This window comes from Flavobacterium sp. ACAM 123 (assembly GCF_000264055.1).
Classification (GTDB): Bacteria; Bacteroidota; Bacteroidia; order Flavobacteriales; family Flavobacteriaceae; genus Flavobacterium.
In genome coordinates this window covers 31,174-50,040 of the sequence record NZ_AJXL01000014.1, presented here as the reverse complement: position 1 = coordinate 50,040, position 18,867 = coordinate 31,174, and the positions used below count along the sequence as shown (strand labels likewise).

The 18,867-nt window shown below is 35.1% G+C and carries 15 protein-coding genes and 2 pseudogenes; 7 read left to right on the top strand and 10 right to left on the bottom strand.

What is annotated here, in order from left to right; translation table 11 throughout:
* Positions 1 to 474: IS110 family transposase (locus tag A3SG_RS0104100; RefSeq protein WP_016988746.1), on the bottom strand; the 474-nt coding region annotated here is incomplete at its 3' end.
* A gap of 219 nt (positions 475 to 693) precedes the next feature.
* On the opposite strand from A3SG_RS0104100, the pseudogene A3SG_RS23050 reads away from it, so the two are divergent.
* From A3SG_RS23050 to A3SG_RS0104080, 4 genes and pseudogenes are all read left to right on the top strand, one after another.
* A pseudogene (locus A3SG_RS23050) lies at positions 694 to 1,647 on the top strand (Fic family protein).
* Between the two features lie 96 nt (positions 1,648 to 1,743).
* A complete protein-coding gene (locus tag A3SG_RS0104090; protein WP_016988742.1) occupies positions 1,744 to 2,226 on the top strand; it encodes a hypothetical protein in 483 nt (160 codons plus the stop codon).
* A gap of 465 nt (positions 2,227 to 2,691) precedes the next feature.
* Complete coding sequence (locus tag A3SG_RS0104085; protein WP_016988741.1) at positions 2,692 to 3,249, top strand: hypothetical protein; 558 nt, start codon at positions 2,692 to 2,694, stop codon at positions 3,247 to 3,249.
* 1,221 nt (positions 3,250 to 4,470) lie between these two features.
* On the top strand, positions 4,471 to 5,538 hold the full coding sequence (locus A3SG_RS0104080) for a DUF3810 domain-containing protein (RefSeq protein WP_029596599.1): 1,068 nt from the start codon (positions 4,471 to 4,473) through the stop codon (positions 5,536 to 5,538).
* A gap of 109 nt (positions 5,539 to 5,647) precedes the next feature.
* Here the strand turns inward: A3SG_RS0104080 and A3SG_RS19080 are convergent, their stop codons facing one another.
* From A3SG_RS19080 to A3SG_RS19070, 3 genes and pseudogenes are all read right to left on the bottom strand, one after another.
* A complete protein-coding gene (locus A3SG_RS19080) occupies positions 5,648 to 6,487 on the bottom strand; it encodes a 3-oxoacyl-[acyl-carrier-protein] synthase III C-terminal domain-containing protein (RefSeq protein ID WP_198008498.1) in 840 nt (279 codons plus the stop codon).
* A complete protein-coding gene (locus A3SG_RS19075) occupies positions 6,430 to 6,867 on the bottom strand; it encodes a hypothetical protein (protein ID WP_016988738.1) in 438 nt (145 codons plus the stop codon). The genes A3SG_RS19080 and A3SG_RS19075 overlap by 58 nt, the downstream gene beginning before the upstream one ends.
* Before the next feature lie 334 nt (positions 6,868 to 7,201).
* A pseudogene (locus tag A3SG_RS19070) lies at positions 7,202 to 8,499 on the bottom strand (NAD(P)/FAD-dependent oxidoreductase).
* A 507-nt stretch (positions 8,500 to 9,006) separates the two neighbouring features.
* Between A3SG_RS19070 and A3SG_RS0104065 the strand changes: the two are divergent.
* Positions 9,007 to 9,501: an RNA polymerase sigma factor gene (locus A3SG_RS0104065; RefSeq protein WP_016988737.1), complete on the top strand. Its 495-nt coding sequence runs from the start codon at positions 9,007 to 9,009 to the stop codon at positions 9,499 to 9,501.
* Positions 9,502 to 9,506: 5 nt separating this feature from the next.
* On the top strand, positions 9,507 to 10,139 hold the full coding sequence (locus A3SG_RS0104060) for a hypothetical protein (protein ID WP_016988736.1): 633 nt from the start codon (positions 9,507 to 9,509) through the stop codon (positions 10,137 to 10,139).
* 92 nt (positions 10,140 to 10,231) lie between these two features.
* Here the strand turns inward: A3SG_RS0104060 and A3SG_RS0104055 are convergent, their stop codons facing one another.
* Both A3SG_RS0104055 and A3SG_RS0104050 read right to left on the bottom strand, forming a co-directional pair.
* Positions 10,232 to 11,041, bottom strand: coding sequence for a lysophospholipid acyltransferase family protein (locus A3SG_RS0104055; RefSeq protein WP_016988735.1), 810 nt, complete (start codon positions 11,039 to 11,041; stop codon positions 10,232 to 10,234).
* A gap of 130 nt (positions 11,042 to 11,171) precedes the next feature.
* The gene (locus tag A3SG_RS0104050; protein WP_016988734.1) at positions 11,172 to 11,822 is read right to left on the bottom strand and encodes an NUDIX hydrolase; all 651 of its coding nucleotides are present in this window, start codon (positions 11,820 to 11,822) and stop codon (positions 11,172 to 11,174) included.
* A gap of 84 nt (positions 11,823 to 11,906) precedes the next feature.
* Here A3SG_RS0104050 and A3SG_RS0104045 point away from each other — a divergent pair, with 84 nt between their 5' ends.
* A complete protein-coding gene (locus A3SG_RS0104045; protein WP_029596598.1) occupies positions 11,907 to 12,341 on the top strand; it encodes a DUF4268 domain-containing protein in 435 nt (144 codons plus the stop codon).
* Between the two features lie 304 nt (positions 12,342 to 12,645).
* Here A3SG_RS0104045 and A3SG_RS0104040 read toward each other — a convergent pair whose 3' ends face one another.
* The 4 genes from A3SG_RS0104040 to A3SG_RS0104025 form a co-directional block, all read right to left on the bottom strand.
* Positions 12,646 to 14,187 (bottom strand): acyl-CoA carboxylase subunit beta, encoded by a 1,542-nt coding sequence (locus A3SG_RS0104040; protein ID WP_016988732.1) that lies wholly within the window; start codon positions 14,185 to 14,187, stop codon positions 12,646 to 12,648.
* Between the two features lie 217 nt (positions 14,188 to 14,404).
* Positions 14,405 to 15,844: an acetyl-CoA carboxylase biotin carboxylase subunit gene (accC, locus tag A3SG_RS0104035; RefSeq protein ID WP_016988731.1), complete on the bottom strand. Its 1,440-nt coding sequence runs from the start codon at positions 15,842 to 15,844 to the stop codon at positions 14,405 to 14,407.
* A 64-nt stretch (positions 15,845 to 15,908) separates the two neighbouring features.
* Positions 15,909 to 16,394 (bottom strand): acetyl-CoA carboxylase biotin carboxyl carrier protein subunit, encoded by a 486-nt coding sequence (locus A3SG_RS0104030; RefSeq protein WP_016988730.1) that lies wholly within the window; start codon positions 16,392 to 16,394, stop codon positions 15,909 to 15,911.
* Positions 16,395 to 16,582: 188 nt separating this feature from the next.
* Complete coding sequence (locus tag A3SG_RS0104025; RefSeq protein ID WP_016988729.1) at positions 16,583 to 18,772, bottom strand: B12-binding domain-containing radical SAM protein; 2,190 nt, start codon at positions 18,770 to 18,772, stop codon at positions 16,583 to 16,585.
* Positions 18,773 to 18,867: the final 95 nt, after the last annotated feature.

Sequence of the window (18,867 nt, the reverse complement as noted above, 5' to 3'; positions counted from 1 at the left end):
CAGCAACATACTTTTGATATGTGATTTGGTTTGTCGCAGTTTCTTGGTCACTTGCGTTCTATGACGAGCCAAGGTCGTAAATTGTTCGTGCTCTTCTGTGGGAATAAAAACACCTCTTAGAACACCTGATTTTAATTGATTGGACAAGTTTTTAGAATCTAAGGCATCTGTTTTTTGATAACGCTCTTTATCTCCTGTCTTTATATCGGCGGGATTAACAACTAGAACATTCCAACCCAAGTTTAAAAAATATCGTGCCGCGGAGAATCCGCAACAACCCGCTTCATAAACTAAATCCACAGCATGATCTGGAAATGTATGTTCCACATATTGGTACAAATCCTCAGCATTAGACGGCATCAAATAGGTCTTGTGAAAAAATAAATCTGTTTGGATAGAAACTGTCCAGCTTTTTTTGTGAATATCTAAACCAATGAATATCTTTGGAATAGAAAAGGCGTCTTGAAATTGCATAATCTTCGTTTTTAGTACTCTCAAAGTTATGCTTTTACATTGATGCTTTGAGATAGCTTGAGCTTAGTGGCATTAACGCCTTGAATCAAGTTCTCGTTAATCCAAAAATTGAGCGATTACGAATTTCCAGCCATCTCAAAGTGACAAAACGTTAACTAAGATACTATTTGTGCTTCAGGAGAAAACAACTACTTTCGATACTATCAAATGATAGTGTCAATGAAACCATGTTATGACATTGCTCCGAAAATTTTAAAATTGATTAGTGTAATTTCTGAGAGGATTGGAGAAGTAAATGCTAATTATCTTAGCAAGCAATCTCATCAGCTTCGCAAAGAAAACCGAATAAAAAAAATTCATTCTTCTTTACAAATTGAAGGAAATACGTTAACCGAAGAACAAATCACAGCATTAATCGAAAACCGAAGAGTAATTGGTCCTAAAAAAGAGGTCTTAGAAGTTTTAAATGCAATTAAAGTTTATGAGAATCTAAATGAATATAAATTTTCATCCAACAAAAGTTTCTTAAACGTACATCTTGAGTTAATGCATGGATTAATTGATAGTGCTGGAAAGTACAGAAAACAAGGTGTTGGAATAGTTAAAGGAACAAAAGTGGAACATATTGCTCCGCCTCATGAAAATGTTCCCTATTTAATGAACGATTTATTCAAATATCTTAAAGATTCCGATGAATTGACATTAATAAAAAGTTGCGTTTTTCATTATGAAATGGAATTTATACATCCATTTTTAGACGGTAATGGCAGAATGGGAAGGTTATGGCAAACAGTAGTTTGAATGAACGAATATTCGATTTTTGAATTTTTACCGTTCAAAACGTTAATTAGCCAAACTCAAAATGATTATTACAAATCATTAGCGTTAAGTGATAAATCCGGAAAGTCAACTTACCATAGCGAATATATGCTTAATGTTATTGACAAATCGTTAGAGAGTTTACTTAATTACAATAATAGAATTTTAAAAGCCCTTGATAGATTGGAATACTTCCAAATACTTGGCGTGAAATAATTTTCAAGAAAACACTGTATGAATATTTTCAGAAACTTATCCTCTGCTACAGCAAGTAGAGATTTGAAAAAGGGAATTGAATTAAACATGTTTGAAAGTTTTGGAAATCTAAACAAAACAAAACACATAGTAAAATAATTACTGTTGCTATAAGCTAAGGCTCCGTTGGGCTTGAAAAGCCAACAATTAAGCCTTAGCTGTTTAGGCAACTTTGATAAAAAACGCTTAAATTCAATGAAAACCTACATCACTTTTCTCTTTATCATATCTTCTATTGTTGCATTTGCTCAAACTGGCAATCGCAATTATAGAGTTGAAGTTTTAAAGAAAAATGTAATTCAAAAGGAATTTGTATATGGAAAATGGACTGAAAAAGGGGAAACAGAAACGAGATTAAAATACTTAGGACTTATAAACGCAAAAAATGGAAAAGTCTACAAAATAATGAACTCGGTCTGGATTTGGGGATTATCTGGACGAGCGACAAATAGAATAGTAGTATTTAATAAAAAAAATCAATATTTAGGAAATTACTATATCACAATGTCAAACGAATTACCTATTGAAATTAAAAATGGTTATTTGATATTTAAAAATATTGATGAAGATTGTGATAAGAGAATTGAAACTAAAATTAATTTTAATTACGGCATACCGAAAAGTATTTTCAGAAAATGTAGCACAGAACTAGGCGACGCATATAATTTTGAAGAATAAACAAGCCAGCCACTAAAAGCTAAGGCTTCGTTGGGCTTGAAAAGCTAACAATTAAGCCGCAGTTGACCCGCCTGTCCCGAATTATCGGGAGACCCGGTCGAGAGTCGGCTAACACTATGGTGTTATCGTAAAGTTATTAGAAGGATTTTCAAGAGGTAATAACGCCTCTTTTTTTTCAGTACAACTAAAGTGTTTTTTACCTTAATTTCCTTCACTTAGAGACACAATTTCCCTAAGCCGCAAAGCTAGCTTTTACAGGGACTTGAACTTTGGCTATTGCAAAGAAGTAAGCAGTTAGATCTCGTTAGTTGAAAAGTGCTATATTAGCCACCAGCAAAAATTCAACAAATCCAACAAGAACGTGCCCCAACTCCACGCCTCTTGCCTGAACCAAGACCGTTCTGCGCCTTTTACTAAAGCATTGGGAGAAAAACATTTTGAAAAATAAAAAACAAATATAAAATAATGAAAAAAAGCTTACTAATTTTAACATTTGGACTTTTAACAACTCTGAATTATGCGCAAGAAAAAAATAACATTGGAACTGAAAAAGTTTTTCGGGTAAATTTTATGAACCCTGCTATTGAATTGGAAATTCCAACAGGACAGTATTCGACTTTCTCTTCCGCTTTGGGAATTGGTTATGGCGGTGGATATCCTGACTTAACTTACGCTGGAACTGGATTTATTTATATAATAAGTCCATTCGCTGATTTTCAACAAAAATGGTTTTATAACTTAAATAAGAGAAGTGCAAAAAACCGTAATACGGAAAATAATTCTGGGAATTTTGTTTCGTTACGATTTATAACTCGAGGAAATGCTATAGCGGAAAATGTAAACCGAACTTCTGATTTTGATTTTGCTTTTGGACCAACTTGGGGTATTCAAAGGCAATATGGAAAGAATTTTCATTTCCTCTTTGATGTTGGGCCTCAATATTACTTTGACACAAACGGAAATGGAAATATTTGGCCCCTTATGTTACAACTGAATTTAGGATTTGACTTAAAAAAGAAATAAAAAACGATTGACAAACACTGTTTTTGGGCAGTGGGGTTTTAGTGGAATTATAGTTTATTTTCATAGATTCGTTTAGCCGAGAAATACTTGGGTATCAAATTCCCCACCGCACTAAACCAGGAACCCTTAGATGGTACTTTAGAAAAGCACTTGATAAAAAGCATGAAGATCAGTTAATAATGATAATTCATAAATGAGAAAGCTTACTATAGTTATACTTAGAATTTTTATAGTAGCCATTGGGGGTTACTTCGTCTGGTGGCATTTACCTTTGGCAATTAATAGGGCTTCAGATATAAAACTGGATAAAAAAATTATTAAAAATATTGAAACCTAAAAAATAAAAAAAGGCTTACTTCAAGATATGATTAAAAGACTTTAAAACAATTATGTTTTAGAGACAAAGGTGATTTTTTTCAACCAGAGTACAGAAAGCTTGATGATAACAACTTTGAATTAATTTATGTAGAAGGCTTCGATGGCCCCTATTTAATATAGAATTCGAAAGAAAGAGAATGGGAAGAAGATTATCCCACATTTGGTCAGCCTAATAAAAATAAATAGAAAAAGCAGCACACAAACGCTAGGCGAATCGGATTTCTCGACAACAATAGAGCTTATTATCAATCCTTTCCAAAATCATAACATTTAGAAAATATGATTTCTCCTTTGTCCAAATGAAAAAATTTTTGGAGATTATACCAAACCAATTTATGTATTAGTCCAAATCGTTTTAGTTTACAGCCGATCCCATATGAAAATAGCACAATATAATGGGACTATATTGAATAGACAAACAGCATTGTTTAAGAAAACGTACATCAATTAATAGACGTTGCTTAGTAGTACAGACTAGTACTAAATTAACACACGAACTGATTTAGATAATGTGATTGCTTCGTTCCTCGCAACGGCCAGTTTTGTAGCGTTTTTTTGAGTGATTTAGTGTTTCTCTGGGTTTACTTTGCGGTTCTTCGTGCCACACCAAAGTTATATTACTTATCTTTTTAAAAAAACTTCTTAAATGGCTACTCTCTTTCCCTGAGAATGACCGCGAAACAAATCTTATATCACTTACATTGTGAAAAGACTTTTGCGCCTCTCTTTGTTTTCCTTTTGCGCATCTCTGCGAAACAAAAAACTTAACGTCTTTCTGCGATCTAAAAAGTCACTATATTTACCATCCACACAAAAACAGCCACGCAAATAACATTCCGCTTCGTGAAACAAAAATTCATACTTCCCTTTTTCCTTTTTATCCAAATAATTCTTCTACAGCTTATTTCGTTTTTCCCCGAAAGTGTAGAACGTTATTACAGTAACGGGGTGTATTTGAGTCTATCTCAGTTTTCAAGAATGGTCTTGGGAAGCGTTCCGTTTTCGGTAGGGGATTGTCTCTATATCATTTTAATTATAGTAGTTTTAAAATGGTTCTGGAGCAAAAGAAAATCGTGGAAACAAAATTGGAAAGCCAACAGCTTGCAGTTAGTTAGTTTTTTATCGGTTTTTTATTTTTCGTTTCATGTGCTATGGGCACTGAATTACTATCGCCAGCCGCTGTTTGAAAAAATGGAAATTCAAAAAGACTATGCAAATGTTGACTTGGTGGATTTTACTAAAAAATTGATTGCAAAAACGAATCATATTCAATTTCAACTCACAAAATCAGATCGTTTAAAAGTGGTGTTCCCTTATTCTCAGGAAAAGGTTTTTACAATGAATTTAAACGGGTATGATAACTTGTCGAAGCAACATCAAAACTTTCGTTTTATAAATTTAAGTACTAAAAAATCTTTATTTAGCGTGCCCTTAACGTATATGGGATTTAGCGGCTATTTAAATCCGTTTACCAATGAAGCACAAGTAAACTATTTAGGTCCGATGTATAGTTTCCCTATGACGGCCAATCATGAGATGGCACACCAAATGGGATTTGCCAGCGAAAGCGAATGCAATTTTATTGGCTTTCTTGGATCTATAAAAAATGACGATTTATACATTCAATATTCAGGATACAGTTATGCCTTGCGGTATTGTTTAGGAATTTTAGAATTTAACAACAAGAAATCATTTGACCAATTGATCACAACAGTTCACCCCGGCATATTAATGAACTACCAGGAAAGTGTAAATTTCAGAAAGGAATATAAAACACCTATCGAAGCTGGTTTTCATTTGTTTTATGATCAATTCTTAAAATTGAATCAACAAAAAGACGGCATACGGAGTTACAGTAAGTTTGTGAATTTGATGGTAAACTATTATGGCAAAAAAAATAATGAGCTATAAAAAATAAGTTAAGAAACCGGCTTGGCTAACTCACTTTTTACAACTCATTATTGTTTAATCATTCTATATTTTTCGCATAAATATAGTTTTTCAGTCTACAATCCCGCGCTTATATTTTTTCAAGTAGCAGTCCTGTGGCCGTAAGGCCGGGTCCAAATGCCATTGCAACAATTTTTGTTCCTGCCGTTATGTTCGAATCGTTGACAATTTCATTGAAAATATGTGGAACAGTCGCTGACGACATATTACCATGGCGGTACAATATGTCATAGGACCAGCTGGCTTGTTTTTTAGTTATTCCAATCGCATTTACGACATAATCAATAATTTTTGGTCCGCCTGGATGTATGGCAAAATGCATTTTAGACTTTTCTTCTTCAAGATCAAGACCTACTTTATAGCAAAGTGTCGTTAGAAAACCCTTGATATTTTTACGTATAAAAACGGGAACTCTTTTAGAAAGGGTCATTAGGAAATTGTATTCCCCTATTTCCCAAGACATATCTTCCAATGAATCCGGAATAATCACTTCGTGTGAAGCCAAAATTCGCAATCCTTTTTTTTCTAATACTGCTTTATCGTTCCAGAAGGACTCTTCTTCATACAAAGAATAGCCAATAAAACCATCAGCAAAAAGGGAGCAAATCATCGTATTTGCTATAGAAAATTCTGTCAAATTTAAATGTGCTGAAAGTAACTCCGTATGAACCACATCGGCTCTACCATTAAGATTACTGCCACTTATCAAGCTACTGGCCGTACGAATAGCAGGAAAAGCACCGTAACACCCCATTTGATATGAATGCGTAACCTGAGTTGTTTCCCAGTTCCTGCTTATTGTAGCATGTTGAGCGACGCTAGGTGAAGAATAGCCAGAACAAGTTACATGAACTAAATTTTCCGGTGCTTCATCAACATCTGAATAAAACTCGTCAAAAACATAACCCATTTTTTTTTGAACCATTCCATTCGAACCCCAATTTTGGGACCAAAGGTATTCCCTGTCTTTGTCTCTAAAGTTGAAGGGAAGTCATAATCCGAAGGTGAGGTTGTCTCCATCTTATTTTCAAGAAAATCTTCTACCTCTTCAAAAATTAGAATTTGTCTTTTATTGATACTTTGAGAAGGAATCGAATACTTATCAACCTGATTTGAGATCTCATCAAAACTACTTGGACCGATTTGCATCTCATTAATTAAATCTTCAACTGGTTCTCCTAGATGTTGAAAATGATGATAAAGAAACTTTGTGTATTGATTAAGTTTTTGTTGATCGATTAATTTACCCACAAGAATGGGTTTGAAATTAGAAATAATAATACTTTTCATTAATTTTAAGGCTTCGTTTAAAATCCAAAACTAATTCAAAACTATTGTAAAAAAAGCGTCGTTACAACGCAATACGTTATTATTCATTAAATATATGATTTTTAATACGTTACAAATATTAAAATTAAGTTAAAATATTATTAATCAAAGCATTGTAAGAATGTTATCACATCACTTTAAATACTGATTACCAGGCCCGTAAGAATGCTATTACAGCCACGATGACCACGTTTTATTGTATAAACCCGTTCCACTTCAAAGGTAGTATTGGCGTTTTTTAAAGAGCATACTACAGTCTTTCTCTGCTAAATAATTCTATTATATTTTAAATCAATTAAACCTCATCACTTATAAAAGCAGTAAAACTTTTCTTTTTATAGGGTCTGATAATCAACCGTCCCTCACGGTCAAAACGAATGTAATTATAAACCCAGCTAAGGAACACTACGGCTTTATTTTTGAATCCAATCAGTGAGAATAAATGCACAAACATCCACACAAACCAAGCAAAAACGCCACTGAAATGGTAATTAGGTAAATCCACTACCGCTTTATTGCGTCCAATAGTTACCATCGATCCTTTGTCATTATAATCGAATGGTACCATGGTTTTATTTTGAATTAATTTTACAATATTTTCCCCTAGCCATTTTCCTTTTTGTAAAGCAGGTTGTGCCATAATCGGATGTCCTTGCGGGTACTCTTCCGTTTCCATAGAAGTGATATCTCCTATTGCAAAGATATTATCATAGCCCTTTACCTGATTGTATTGATTGACACGAATACGTTCTACTCTCTCCACTAAAGAATTTGCATCTAAACCAGCTACCATAGCTCCTTGAACACCAGCGGTCCAATAAGGGTTGCCGTTTCAAAAACCAACTCGGAGTTTGTTGTTATAGTACGACCGTCATAATTAGTCACTCGTACATTTTTCCAAATTATCACCCCCAGCTCCACTAAGAAATTTTTGGCGGCTTTGGATGATTTTTCACTCATGGTGTTTAGAATCCTGTCACCGCTTTGAATGAGGTTAATCTCCATTTTTGCGATATCTAAATCCGGATAATCCTTTTGAAGGATTGCTTTTTTCATCTCGGCTAACGCTCCGGTAAGCTCTACTCCTGTTGGTCCGCCACCTACGATTACAAAATTGATTAAACTATCCTTGTCAGCAGTATCAGTAGTCAAGACTGCTTGCTCAAAGTTCACCAGAATAAGACCTCGTATGTTAAGCGATTGCGGAATAGTTTTCATGGCCATACTGTTGCGCTTAATTTCTCTATTCCCAAAATAATTAGTTTTAGAACCGGTCGCGATGACCTGATAATCATAGCTTAAATCTCCTATTTCAGTTAATACTTTTTTGTTTTTGGTATCTATTTCCTGAACAGAGGTGAGTCGAAAATAAAAATCATTATATTCCTGAATCACCTTACGAATTGGATAAGCAATAGAACCTGCCTCAAGACTTTCCGTCGCCACCTGATGAAGTAGCGGCAGTAAAGTATGATAATTGTGCTTGTCCAAAAGAACTACTTGTACTTTTTGATTCTTCAGTTCTTTAGCTAGTGCAATTCCTGCAAAACCAACACCAATGATAACGACTCTGGGATTCTTAGATTTTGGAATATTCCTGTTTTACATCCTAATATGTTTCACGAAGTTACTGAAGATCGACAAAATACCTTATTATTATACCAATCGAATTTATGGTTTAGTCTAAAACGTTCTGGTATAATGCCAATTTATTATAAAAATAGTACCACGAACTTAGTGTCTATCGAATATATAATCGGTATTAATTCTATATAAAGTAAAATGTTTTTTTCATAAACTAAAAGGGATATTACTTTTTTTAAGGCCTCTTACAACACCCGTTATAGCAACTTTAAATCAGTAAAAAAAGTTGTATTGCAGGCTTGATCCTTCCTTCATAGTCCAATAACGCATTTAAAAAAAATGCTGTTCTGGAAAAAAATAGCGCTAAAATAGCCCTGATGGAAATGAAAATCCTCGCGTTTTTACGGGAGATTGCAATGTACAGCGGGACGAGGCGTAACTATTAAACTAACTCTTTGTGCTCCTAAAAAATGTATTACTTTGTAACAAATTTGACTTGAACAATACTAATGAATTATGAGTGAAAATCTAGAACATTCTTTTGTCGCGCAATTGAAGGAAAATCAGAATATAATCCACAAAATTTGTCGGTTATATACTAATTGCGAAGATTCACACAAAGACTTGTTTCAAGAGGTTACTATACAATTGTGGAAGGCGTTTCCGAAGTTTAGAGGCGATAGCAAATTTTCCACTTGGGCCTATCGTGTAGCACTAAATACCGCAATCACACTTTATAGAAAAAACAAACGCTCTATAGCTACTGTTGAATATGAAGGACGGCAACACTTCATTAAAGACATCGATTACAATTATGAAGAGGAGGAGCAAATTAAACTTATGTATAAAGCCGTTTACCAATTAAACGACATAGAAAAAGCATTAGTTTTTATGTATCTCGAGGATAAGGATTACCGCGAAATAGCAGAAACATTAGGGATTAGCGAAGTGAATGCTAGGGTGAAAATGAACAGGATAAAAGGAAAACTAAAAAAAATATTAAATCCTTAAGGAATATGAAAGAGCTGGATTTATTAAAAAAAGATTGGCAAAAGAACAAAGATTCTTTTGAGCAAGTATCAGAAATAGAAATTTACAAGATGATCCATAAGAAATCGTCATCTATTGTGAAGTGGATTTTAATTATCAGTATTTTGGAGGTTTTGTTATGGACCTCTTTAAGCTTAATTTTTAACGCTGATGATTATCTTGAAAATATCAATAACAATGGATTCGTTTCCTATTTAAAGATATTTAACTATTTAAGTTACGCAGTAATCGTAATTTTTATTTATTTGTTTTATAAAAACTATATAAGAATTTCAACAATAGCTTCCACAAAACAACTGATGAAAGATATTTTGAAAACCCGTAAAACGGTGCAATACTATGTTTGGTATAATTTGGCTATGATTGGGATTCTTCTAATTATTGGATTTGTAATTGCTTTGTTTTACAATCCCGAAACTGTTCTTTTGAGAGAGAAAATTGAAAGTGACCCGATAATAATGGCAGTGACCGTTGGTATCTTAGCATTAGTTAGTATCGTGCTTTTTGGATTGTTTTGGTTGTTCTATAGACTGCTATACGGTGTTTTACTGCGAAGGCTATACGATAATTATAAAGAACTGAAGAAAATAGACTTGTAGTAGTGGTATTTATTTTTTTCACATAAAAAACCCAGCAATTTTAAATAATTGCTGGGTTTGTATTTTTGTAATAAATAAAAACTAGTATCCTATTAATATTCCCACTTACGGAATTTATTTAATTTTTCTTCTTCTTCTTTTTCCTCGGCTGGAATTACCTTTAGAAAAGAACAATGTTGTTCAATTGCATATTCAACTTTTTCTACGATTTCATCAATAGAATCATTATCATAATCAATTTCAAGAGGCTCTTTGATAATAAACGATTGTAGAATTCCTTTCTTTTTCATGCGCAACCCCTTCTTGTCAAAAGAGCGACGGAAACCATCGATAACTATGGGAACCACTATTGGGCGATGCTCTTTAATTATATGTGCCGTTCCTTTACGAACGGGCTTAAAAGATGTTGTAGTTCCTTGTGGAAACGTAATTACCCAACCATCTTTGAGTGCTATTTTAATGTTTTCTGTATCATTCGGGTTTACGTCTTTTTTATCAATAACATCCTTTCCTTTTGAACGCCAAGTTCGTTCCACTGTAATTGCACCGCCATAAGCCATTATTCTGGTCAATAAACCAGCTTGCATTGTTTCCTTAGCAGCCACGTAATAAATATTCAACTTGGGATTCCATAAATACAAAACGTTTTTAATATTATCTTCTCTTCCCTTCAAGCTGGCATTAAATACATGAAACATTGCTACGACATCAGCAAAGTAGGTCTGATGATTCGATATAAATAATACATTGGTATGCGGTAAATTTCTAATAATATCAGAGCCTTCAATATTTAATTCATTGAAACCTCTATACCTTCTGTGGGTAACTGCTCCGAAAAGTCGGATTAACCATCTCTTTACGAAAAGTACGTGTCCAAAAGGATTTCTCTTCAATAACCCCATAAGATGATGTGTTTACTTTCTAAATTTGTTAGACAAACTTACGATATTTTTTTTGTGTTATATCGTAATGGCTACATACAAAGTGGAACAACCACTTTGTATGTTCTCCTCTTAATCGATACTTCTTTGATCATTTTTCTAAATCTAAAACTGACTTCAAAACATCTTTTAACTCACTTAGCATCATTGCCGTAGCACCCCATACCACGTGACCTTCAATATCAAAGGCAGGAACATTGACGTTTTTAGCATAAGAAGTAGATAATGTTGCATCAATTATTATTTTGTCGCTTAGGAAAACAGATAATGGCAATTCAATGATGCTAGAAACTTCCGTTGGATCAAGTACAAAGCAAACTTCCTCTTTACAGATTCCAAAAAAAGGATGAACCATAAAGTTACTTGGAGGGATATAGGTAGGCGTAAAAAATTTAATGATTTCCATCTTATCAGGATGGATTCCTACCTCCTCATGTGTTTCACGCAAAGCGGTTATAGAAAAATTTTCATCTTCTGTTTCCCATTTTCCACCTGGGAATGCTATTTGTCCAGAATGAACTCCTTCATAGGAATTCCGAACAATTAATACCAAATGCGTCATCCCGTTCTTTGGGTAAAACAACATCATAACAGCCGCCATTCTTGGATTTTTATATTCTTCGAATGTGTTCTTCAAGCTTTCTGTTCTTTCAAACGGAACCATCTTTAAATGAGCCGCCATCGCTGGAAGTTTTGCCTCCGCCAAATAAGGAACATATTCTAAAAAATGTTGAAAATCCATAATCAAAGTCTATTTTTGCATATTAAAGTAAATATACTGTAGAAAATTATAGTGCGCAAATTTTCTAATAATCAAACCATCAAAATGTATAGCAAAGAAGAAACTCAAAAATTAAAGAGAGAGTTCTGGGTCACGTTCGCAGAAAAATTCCCCAGAAAATGGTTGTTGTATGACACGAAAATTAAAGACTTCTCTTTTAAATTTTATGTGGATAATAAGAAAGCCCAAGTTTTAATTGATATTGAGCCCCGAAACAAGGATACCCGAAATGCTTACTTTGATAAACTGCAGGCCTTAAAAAACATACTAGAAGAAGAATTCGTTGCCAATTTAGTATTTGAAAGAGACTACGTTCTTGAAAACGGAAAAACAATCAGTCGCATTTGGGTTGAAAAACTGGGAGTGAGTGTCAGTAATCGACAATATTGGGACGAAATCTTTATGTTTTACAATGAAAAAATGAATGCTTTAGAACTTTTCTATTCAGCATACGATGAGTTTATAAAAGACGTGATATAGTCAAAAAAGACTAATTATATTAATTTTTTTTCGTGTTTACCACTGCTCTTGTATCATAGTAATATTAACCTAAGTAGGATTATTATTTCGACGTGAGACTTTATTACTTTTGATGATACTAAAATAATGTATAACCACAAACTAAATTTTAGATTTAGGGTATGGATAATTTCACAAGAATTTCTAAGCTTAAATGATATTTTATGAAATTAACAAATCTAACTCAGCTTATAAGTCAAGAAGCGATTGTTGTATAGAATTCCCTCTATTCAACAATCGCTTCTCTGCTACATCTGTAAAAAAGCTACAACGGAATATTCCCGTGTTTTCTGTCAGGAGTAGTACTTACCTTATTTTCAAGCATACTGTACGCTTTAATCAATTTTCTACGTGTGTCTTCCGGCAAGATCACCTCATCTACAAAACCTCTTTGCGCTGCAGTATAAGGATTAGCAAACAACCTTGCATATTCTGCTTCTTTTTCTAAAAGTTTGGCTGCGGGATCTTCCGCTTTGTTAATTTCGTTTTTAAAGATAATTTCCGAAGCCCCTTTAGCTCCCATCACGGCAATTTCGGCAGTTGGCCATGCATAATTCATGTCGGCACCAATGTGTTTTGAGTTCATCACATCATAAGCACCACCATATGCTTTTCGTGTGATAACGGTAATTCTAGGAACGGTAGCTTCACTTAAAGCATACAACAGTTTAGCACCATGCACGATAATCCCATGCCACTCTTGGTCTGTCCCTGGTAAGAACCCCGGTACATCTACTAATACCAACAAAGGGATATTGAAGCAATCACAAAAACGGGTAAATCGTGCTGCTTTTTTCGAACTGTTTACATCCAAAACACCAGCTAAGTACATAGGCTGATTTGCCACAATACCAATGCTTCTTCCGCCTAATCTGGCAAAGCCCACGATGATATTTTCGGCATAATTTTTATGAACTTCAAAGAAAGAATCTTCATCGATAATCCCAGCAATAACGTTATGCATGTCATACGGCTTGTTTGGATTATCAGGAATAATCGTTGCAAGTTGTTCGCGTACCTCATCGTTTAATTCATAAGGCAACTTTGCAGTCGTCTCTTTATTACTTTGTGGTAGATAACTCAATAATTTCTTTATATCTTCCAGACATTCCACATCATTTGCAGAAGTAAGATGTGCCACGCCAGATTTAGTGGAATGTGTGCTAGCACCACCCAGTTCCTCAGCTGTTACGGTTTCATTAGTAACCGTTTTTACCACACTAGGTCCCGTCACAAACATGTAACTTGTATCTTCCACCATCATGGTAAAATCAGTCATGGCGGGAGAATACACCGCTCCGCCGGCGCAGGGGCCCATAATAGCCGATAGTTGCGGAATCACGCCACTTGCTTGCACGTTTCTATAGAAAATATCAGCATACCCGCCAAGAGAGCGTACCCCTTCTTGAATACGGGCACCACCTGAATCGTTTAGTCCGATCATGGGTGCTCCCATTTTGACTGCCATATCCATCACTTTACAGATTTTCTCTGCATGCGTTTCAGAAAGTGCCCCGCCAAAAACGGTGAAATCCTGAGCAAAAACATAGACTAATCTACCATTAATGGTTCCGTATCCGGTAATAACACCATCTCCATAATACAACTCTTTTGCCATTCCAAAATCAGTTGTACGGTGTGTTACCAATATCCCAATTTCTTCAAAAGAACCTTCATCCATCAAATATTCAACACGCTCTCTAGCTGTTAATTTCTTTTTTTGGTGTTGTTTTGTGATTCTATCTTTACCTCCACCCAAATGAGCTTGAGCAATTTTATCGTTTAATTCTTCTATTTTAGACTTCATCTGTTGGTCGTTTATTATTTTCTAGATTAAGTATCGTAATTTAAAAAAAGGAACCACAAAGGACATAGATCGTATACTTTTATAAGTAAGTCATTTTACTTTTCATAGATTTAATAGTCTATGTGCAAAAGTAATATTCTAACTAGCTCCTATATACAAACACTTCAAGAACTATTTTTCTATGTTTCTGAGTGGTAAAAATTTATTTAGTAAATTATTAATTAGGTAACCGTACTATTTTTTGATCTTCAAAATATTGTTTTAAAGCAATCATAGCGGCAATCTCTGCTTCTTGTGCCAATTGGTTTTTCAGTAGATCAGCACTGTAGTATTTTTTCACGAAATGTGTGTCAAAATTCCCAGAACGGAACGCTTCGTGTTCAAACACAAACTTACCGAAAGGCAAAGTGGTTTCTACCCCTTCTACAAGATAACCATCAATTGCTTTGAGCATAATCTGGATGGCTTCTTCACGGGTTTCACCATATGTGATCAGCTTAGCAAGCATCGGGTCATAATAGATTGGAATATCCATTCCTTGCTCAAAACCATTATCAACGCGAATTCCTTCGCCAACAGGCAACTGATAAACCTCTAAATGTCCTACGCTTGGTAAAAAGTCATTCTTAGAATCTTCGGCATATACACGCAATTCTAATGCGTGCCCTTTTATTTTAAGATCTTCTTGTTTGATTTCTAATGCTTCTCCCCTGGCTACCTTGATTTGTAATTCTACTAAATCCAGTCCGGTAATCCATTCCGTCACCGGATGTTCTACTTGCAAACGAGTGTTCATTTCAAGGAAAAAGAAATTATTCTTTTCGTCTAATAAGAACTCCACTGTTCCTGCTCCCAAATAATCGCAGGATTTAGCAACCATAACGGCTGCTTCACCCATTTCTTTGCGCAATTCCGGTGTTAAAACAGAGGAAGGAGCTTCCTCTACCACTTTTTGATGGCGGCGTTGTATGCTACATTCCCTTTCGAATAAATACAAGATATTTCCATGACTGTCCGCCATGATTTGAATTTCAATATGACGAGGAGAGGCAACGTATTTCTCAATAAAAACAGCTCCATCACCAAAAGCATTTATAGCCTCGCTAATCGCTCTTTTCATTTGGGATTCAAACTCCTCTTCATTTTCGACTACGCGCATTCCTTTTCCACCACCACCTGCAGAGGCTTTGATTAAAATAGGAAAACCTATTTCTCTGGCAACTACTTTTGCTTTTTCAATATCAGTAATGGCTTCGTCTAAACCAGGAACCATTGGAATATTATAAGCCTTAACCGCTTCTTTTGCAGCTAGTTTACTTCCCATTATATGTATTGCCTTTGATTTAGGTCCAATAAAAATAATGTTATTCTGTTCTACTTTTTCGGCAAAATCAGCGTTTTCGCTCAAAAACCCATACCCAGGATGAATAGCATCCACGCCCAAGGATTTGGCTACTTCAATGATTTTATCGCCTAATAAATAAGACTGGTTTGAAGGTGATTCTCCAATCCAAACGGCTTCATCAGCAAATTTAACATGAGGTGCGTTTCTATCAACTGTTGAATAAACAGCGACCGTTTTAATTCCCATTTTTTGGGCAGTCTTCATCACTCTTATGGCGATTTCGCCTCTATTGGCAACTAATATTTTTTTCATTATTTATGTAGATAAGATTGCACATAGACAAGAAGTCTTTTCTCTATATTCTTAGTTCTTCTTTTTACTCAAATTCAATTAAAAGCTGCCCTTTGTCCACAGCATCTCCCAAAACAACTGATATCGATTTGATAATTCCATCACGTGGAGAAAGAAAACTATTTTCCATTTTCATGGCTTCTAAAATTAATAAGCTATCGTTTTCTTTTACTGCTTGTCCTACTATCACGCTAATTTCCAAGATCAACCCCGGCATTGGTGCTTTAATCGCATTGATTTGTTTAGTCAATCCTACCTCAAATCCTAATTCATGGATAAGTTGGTCTAAATTATTAGAAATAGCAACAGTATAACTGTTATTATTCACTTTGACCGTGTAAGTCTTATGATTGAAATCAGCCGAGAGAATCTCCGCTTTGTAGGGTTTGCTTTCGTGTAATACATGGAATGTGTTTTTATCCATATTTACAGCGTCGAGACGCGAAACTTGTTCCTTATCAAAATCAAATTGAAAAGAATCATTTACTTTTACTTTATAGCTATCACTCATTAATGCAATTTTTATGATCGTAAAAATAAGTAAAAGAAAACGTTTTCGTAAAATAAAAAGAGAGATTTATGCTAAAAAGCTATAGCTCTACCTCTGGCACAGCAATATCTAAGAGTATGAATTTAATTCAGCGCTTTCAAATTTTGCCTGTGTCAACTTCTCTTTTGGATATGAAGTAAGTAGGTTGCTTAAAGTACTAACACACCAAATTCCCTTAACGTGTTAATTGGCTTTGAGTGCCAAAACAATTCAAAGTCTTCTAAATTACTCTCAAAATCGGCCTTAATTTCCTGAAACGTTAGGACTTTAGTATTCACAACTGCAATTTTTGCAAGTATTGCTACTAACCATTCTCCTTCTATCTTATTTGTTTGAATGGTAAAACTTTCTTTTTTATCATGGAAAGTCAAGCTCATCATATCCCAGGAATTTCCTTTTTTAGATTTGGTAACATAGTCCACCGAAGGCTTTCCACCTAACCAAACAATTTTAGCCGCCGGTTTGATATTAAAATCATCCGCTACTTCTAGCGCATTAAAAATATAGTCGCCGGAAATTTTAGTCTTTGGGATTTTGAATTCAAACCACTCCTGCAAATCATAATCGAAACAGATGCCGTGCATGAAATTGAATAAAGACTTCTTAAGGCCAAAACTAAACTTCTCATGCTCAATCCCTGTGGAATCAATATAATCAATATCATTATTAGCGAAGGTACCGATAGCTTCGGTTTTTTTCTTCACGCCAAATTTCTCCGGATGTATTCCAACAGGACTATGTGCTGTCATGGCAAATTGATGCCAAAAACCAGACTGCAGTACTCCTGCCTCAAATAATTGACGCACCATCTCCAGACTGTCTACTGTTTCTTGAACCGTCTGCGTTGGATACCCATACATCAAGTAGCAATGCACCATAATCCCTGCTTCTGTAAAGTTGCGGGTCACTCTGGCTACCTGCTCTACCGTCACTCCCTTATCTATCAATTTCAACAAGCGATCTGAGGCTACTTCGAGACCACCAGATACCGCAATACAGCCTGAAGCTTTTAATAATAAACACAAATCTCTAGAAAAACTTTTTTCGAATCGAATGTTAGTCCACCAAGTCACTGATAATTTTCTTCGAAGTATTTCGAGTGCTAATGCCCGCATCAGTGCCGGAGGTGCCGCTTCATCGACATAATGAAACCCATTTTCACCGGTTTGCTCCATCATTTGCTCCATGCGATCACAAAGTAAACTGGCTGCAACTGGTTCGTAAATTTTGATATAATCTAACGAAATATCACAAAAAGTACATTTCCCCCAATAGCATCCATGCGCCATAGTCAGCTTATTCCAGCGGCCGTCGCTCCACATGCGGTGCATTGGATTTACGATTTCGATAACCGAAATGTATTTATCCAACATTAAATCGGAATAATCTGGTGTACCTACTTGTGCTTGCTTGTAATCTGGTTTTAGGGAATTATTTTTGTAAACTACTTTTCCTTCTTCCAGAAGAAAAGTTCTTTTGAAAGAGTTGTGAGCTGAGTTTTCGACATTGGCGATTAACTCTTCAACAGGTACTTCGCCATCGTCCAAAGTGATATAATCGAAAAACTCAAAAACGCGCTCGTCAGAAAGGGAACGCAATTCGGTATTAGGAAAACCGCCTCCCATCGTAACTTTAATTTCAGGATGATGGTTTTTGATCCATTGCGCTGATCTAAAAGCACTGTATAAATTCCCCGGAAAGGGAACAGAAATCAAGAATAAAGTAGGCTGAATCGCTTCAATTCTCTCTTTTAAAATGGATAATAAAAGTTGGTCGATATATGTTGGTTCTTGTTGTAAAGCTTCGTACAATTCGTCAAAAGAATTAGCACTTCGCCCTAAACGCTCTGCATAACGGCTGAAGCCAAAATTCGCATCCACACATTCCACAATAAAATCAGAGATGTCTTCGAGATACAAGGTCGCCAAATGCTTGCCCTTATCCTGCGTTCCCATCGTACCGAAAGCCCAATCGAGTTCCTCCAGTTGCGCAAAACGAGAAGCTTCGGGCAAATAATCTTCCTGACAGATTTGGAGTGCCAAGGTTGGATTTTTCCCTTGCAAAAAACGAATTACCGCATCGATTGTTTTTATATATTCCTCCTGCAATGCAAAAATTCGTTTAGAATTATCAGAAACTGCATCGTCTATAGTTGCAATTTCAAATAATTCCGACAATCCCACTTTAGAAAATAATTTCAAAATTACTTCTATCCCCAGATCCGCTTGGACTGACTCGATATTTAAAGTGTTTAAGAAACCCTTAATATAAGCACTTGCCGGATACGGCGTATTCAGTTGGGTAAAAGGAGGCGTAACAATAAATATTTTTGTTTTCAAAAGGAAATTGTTTTGTGCAAAAATAAGGGATATTTATATAGTTTACACATAAATCACGGGCTAGATTTTTAATTCGTATCCTGTTTTAAATACCA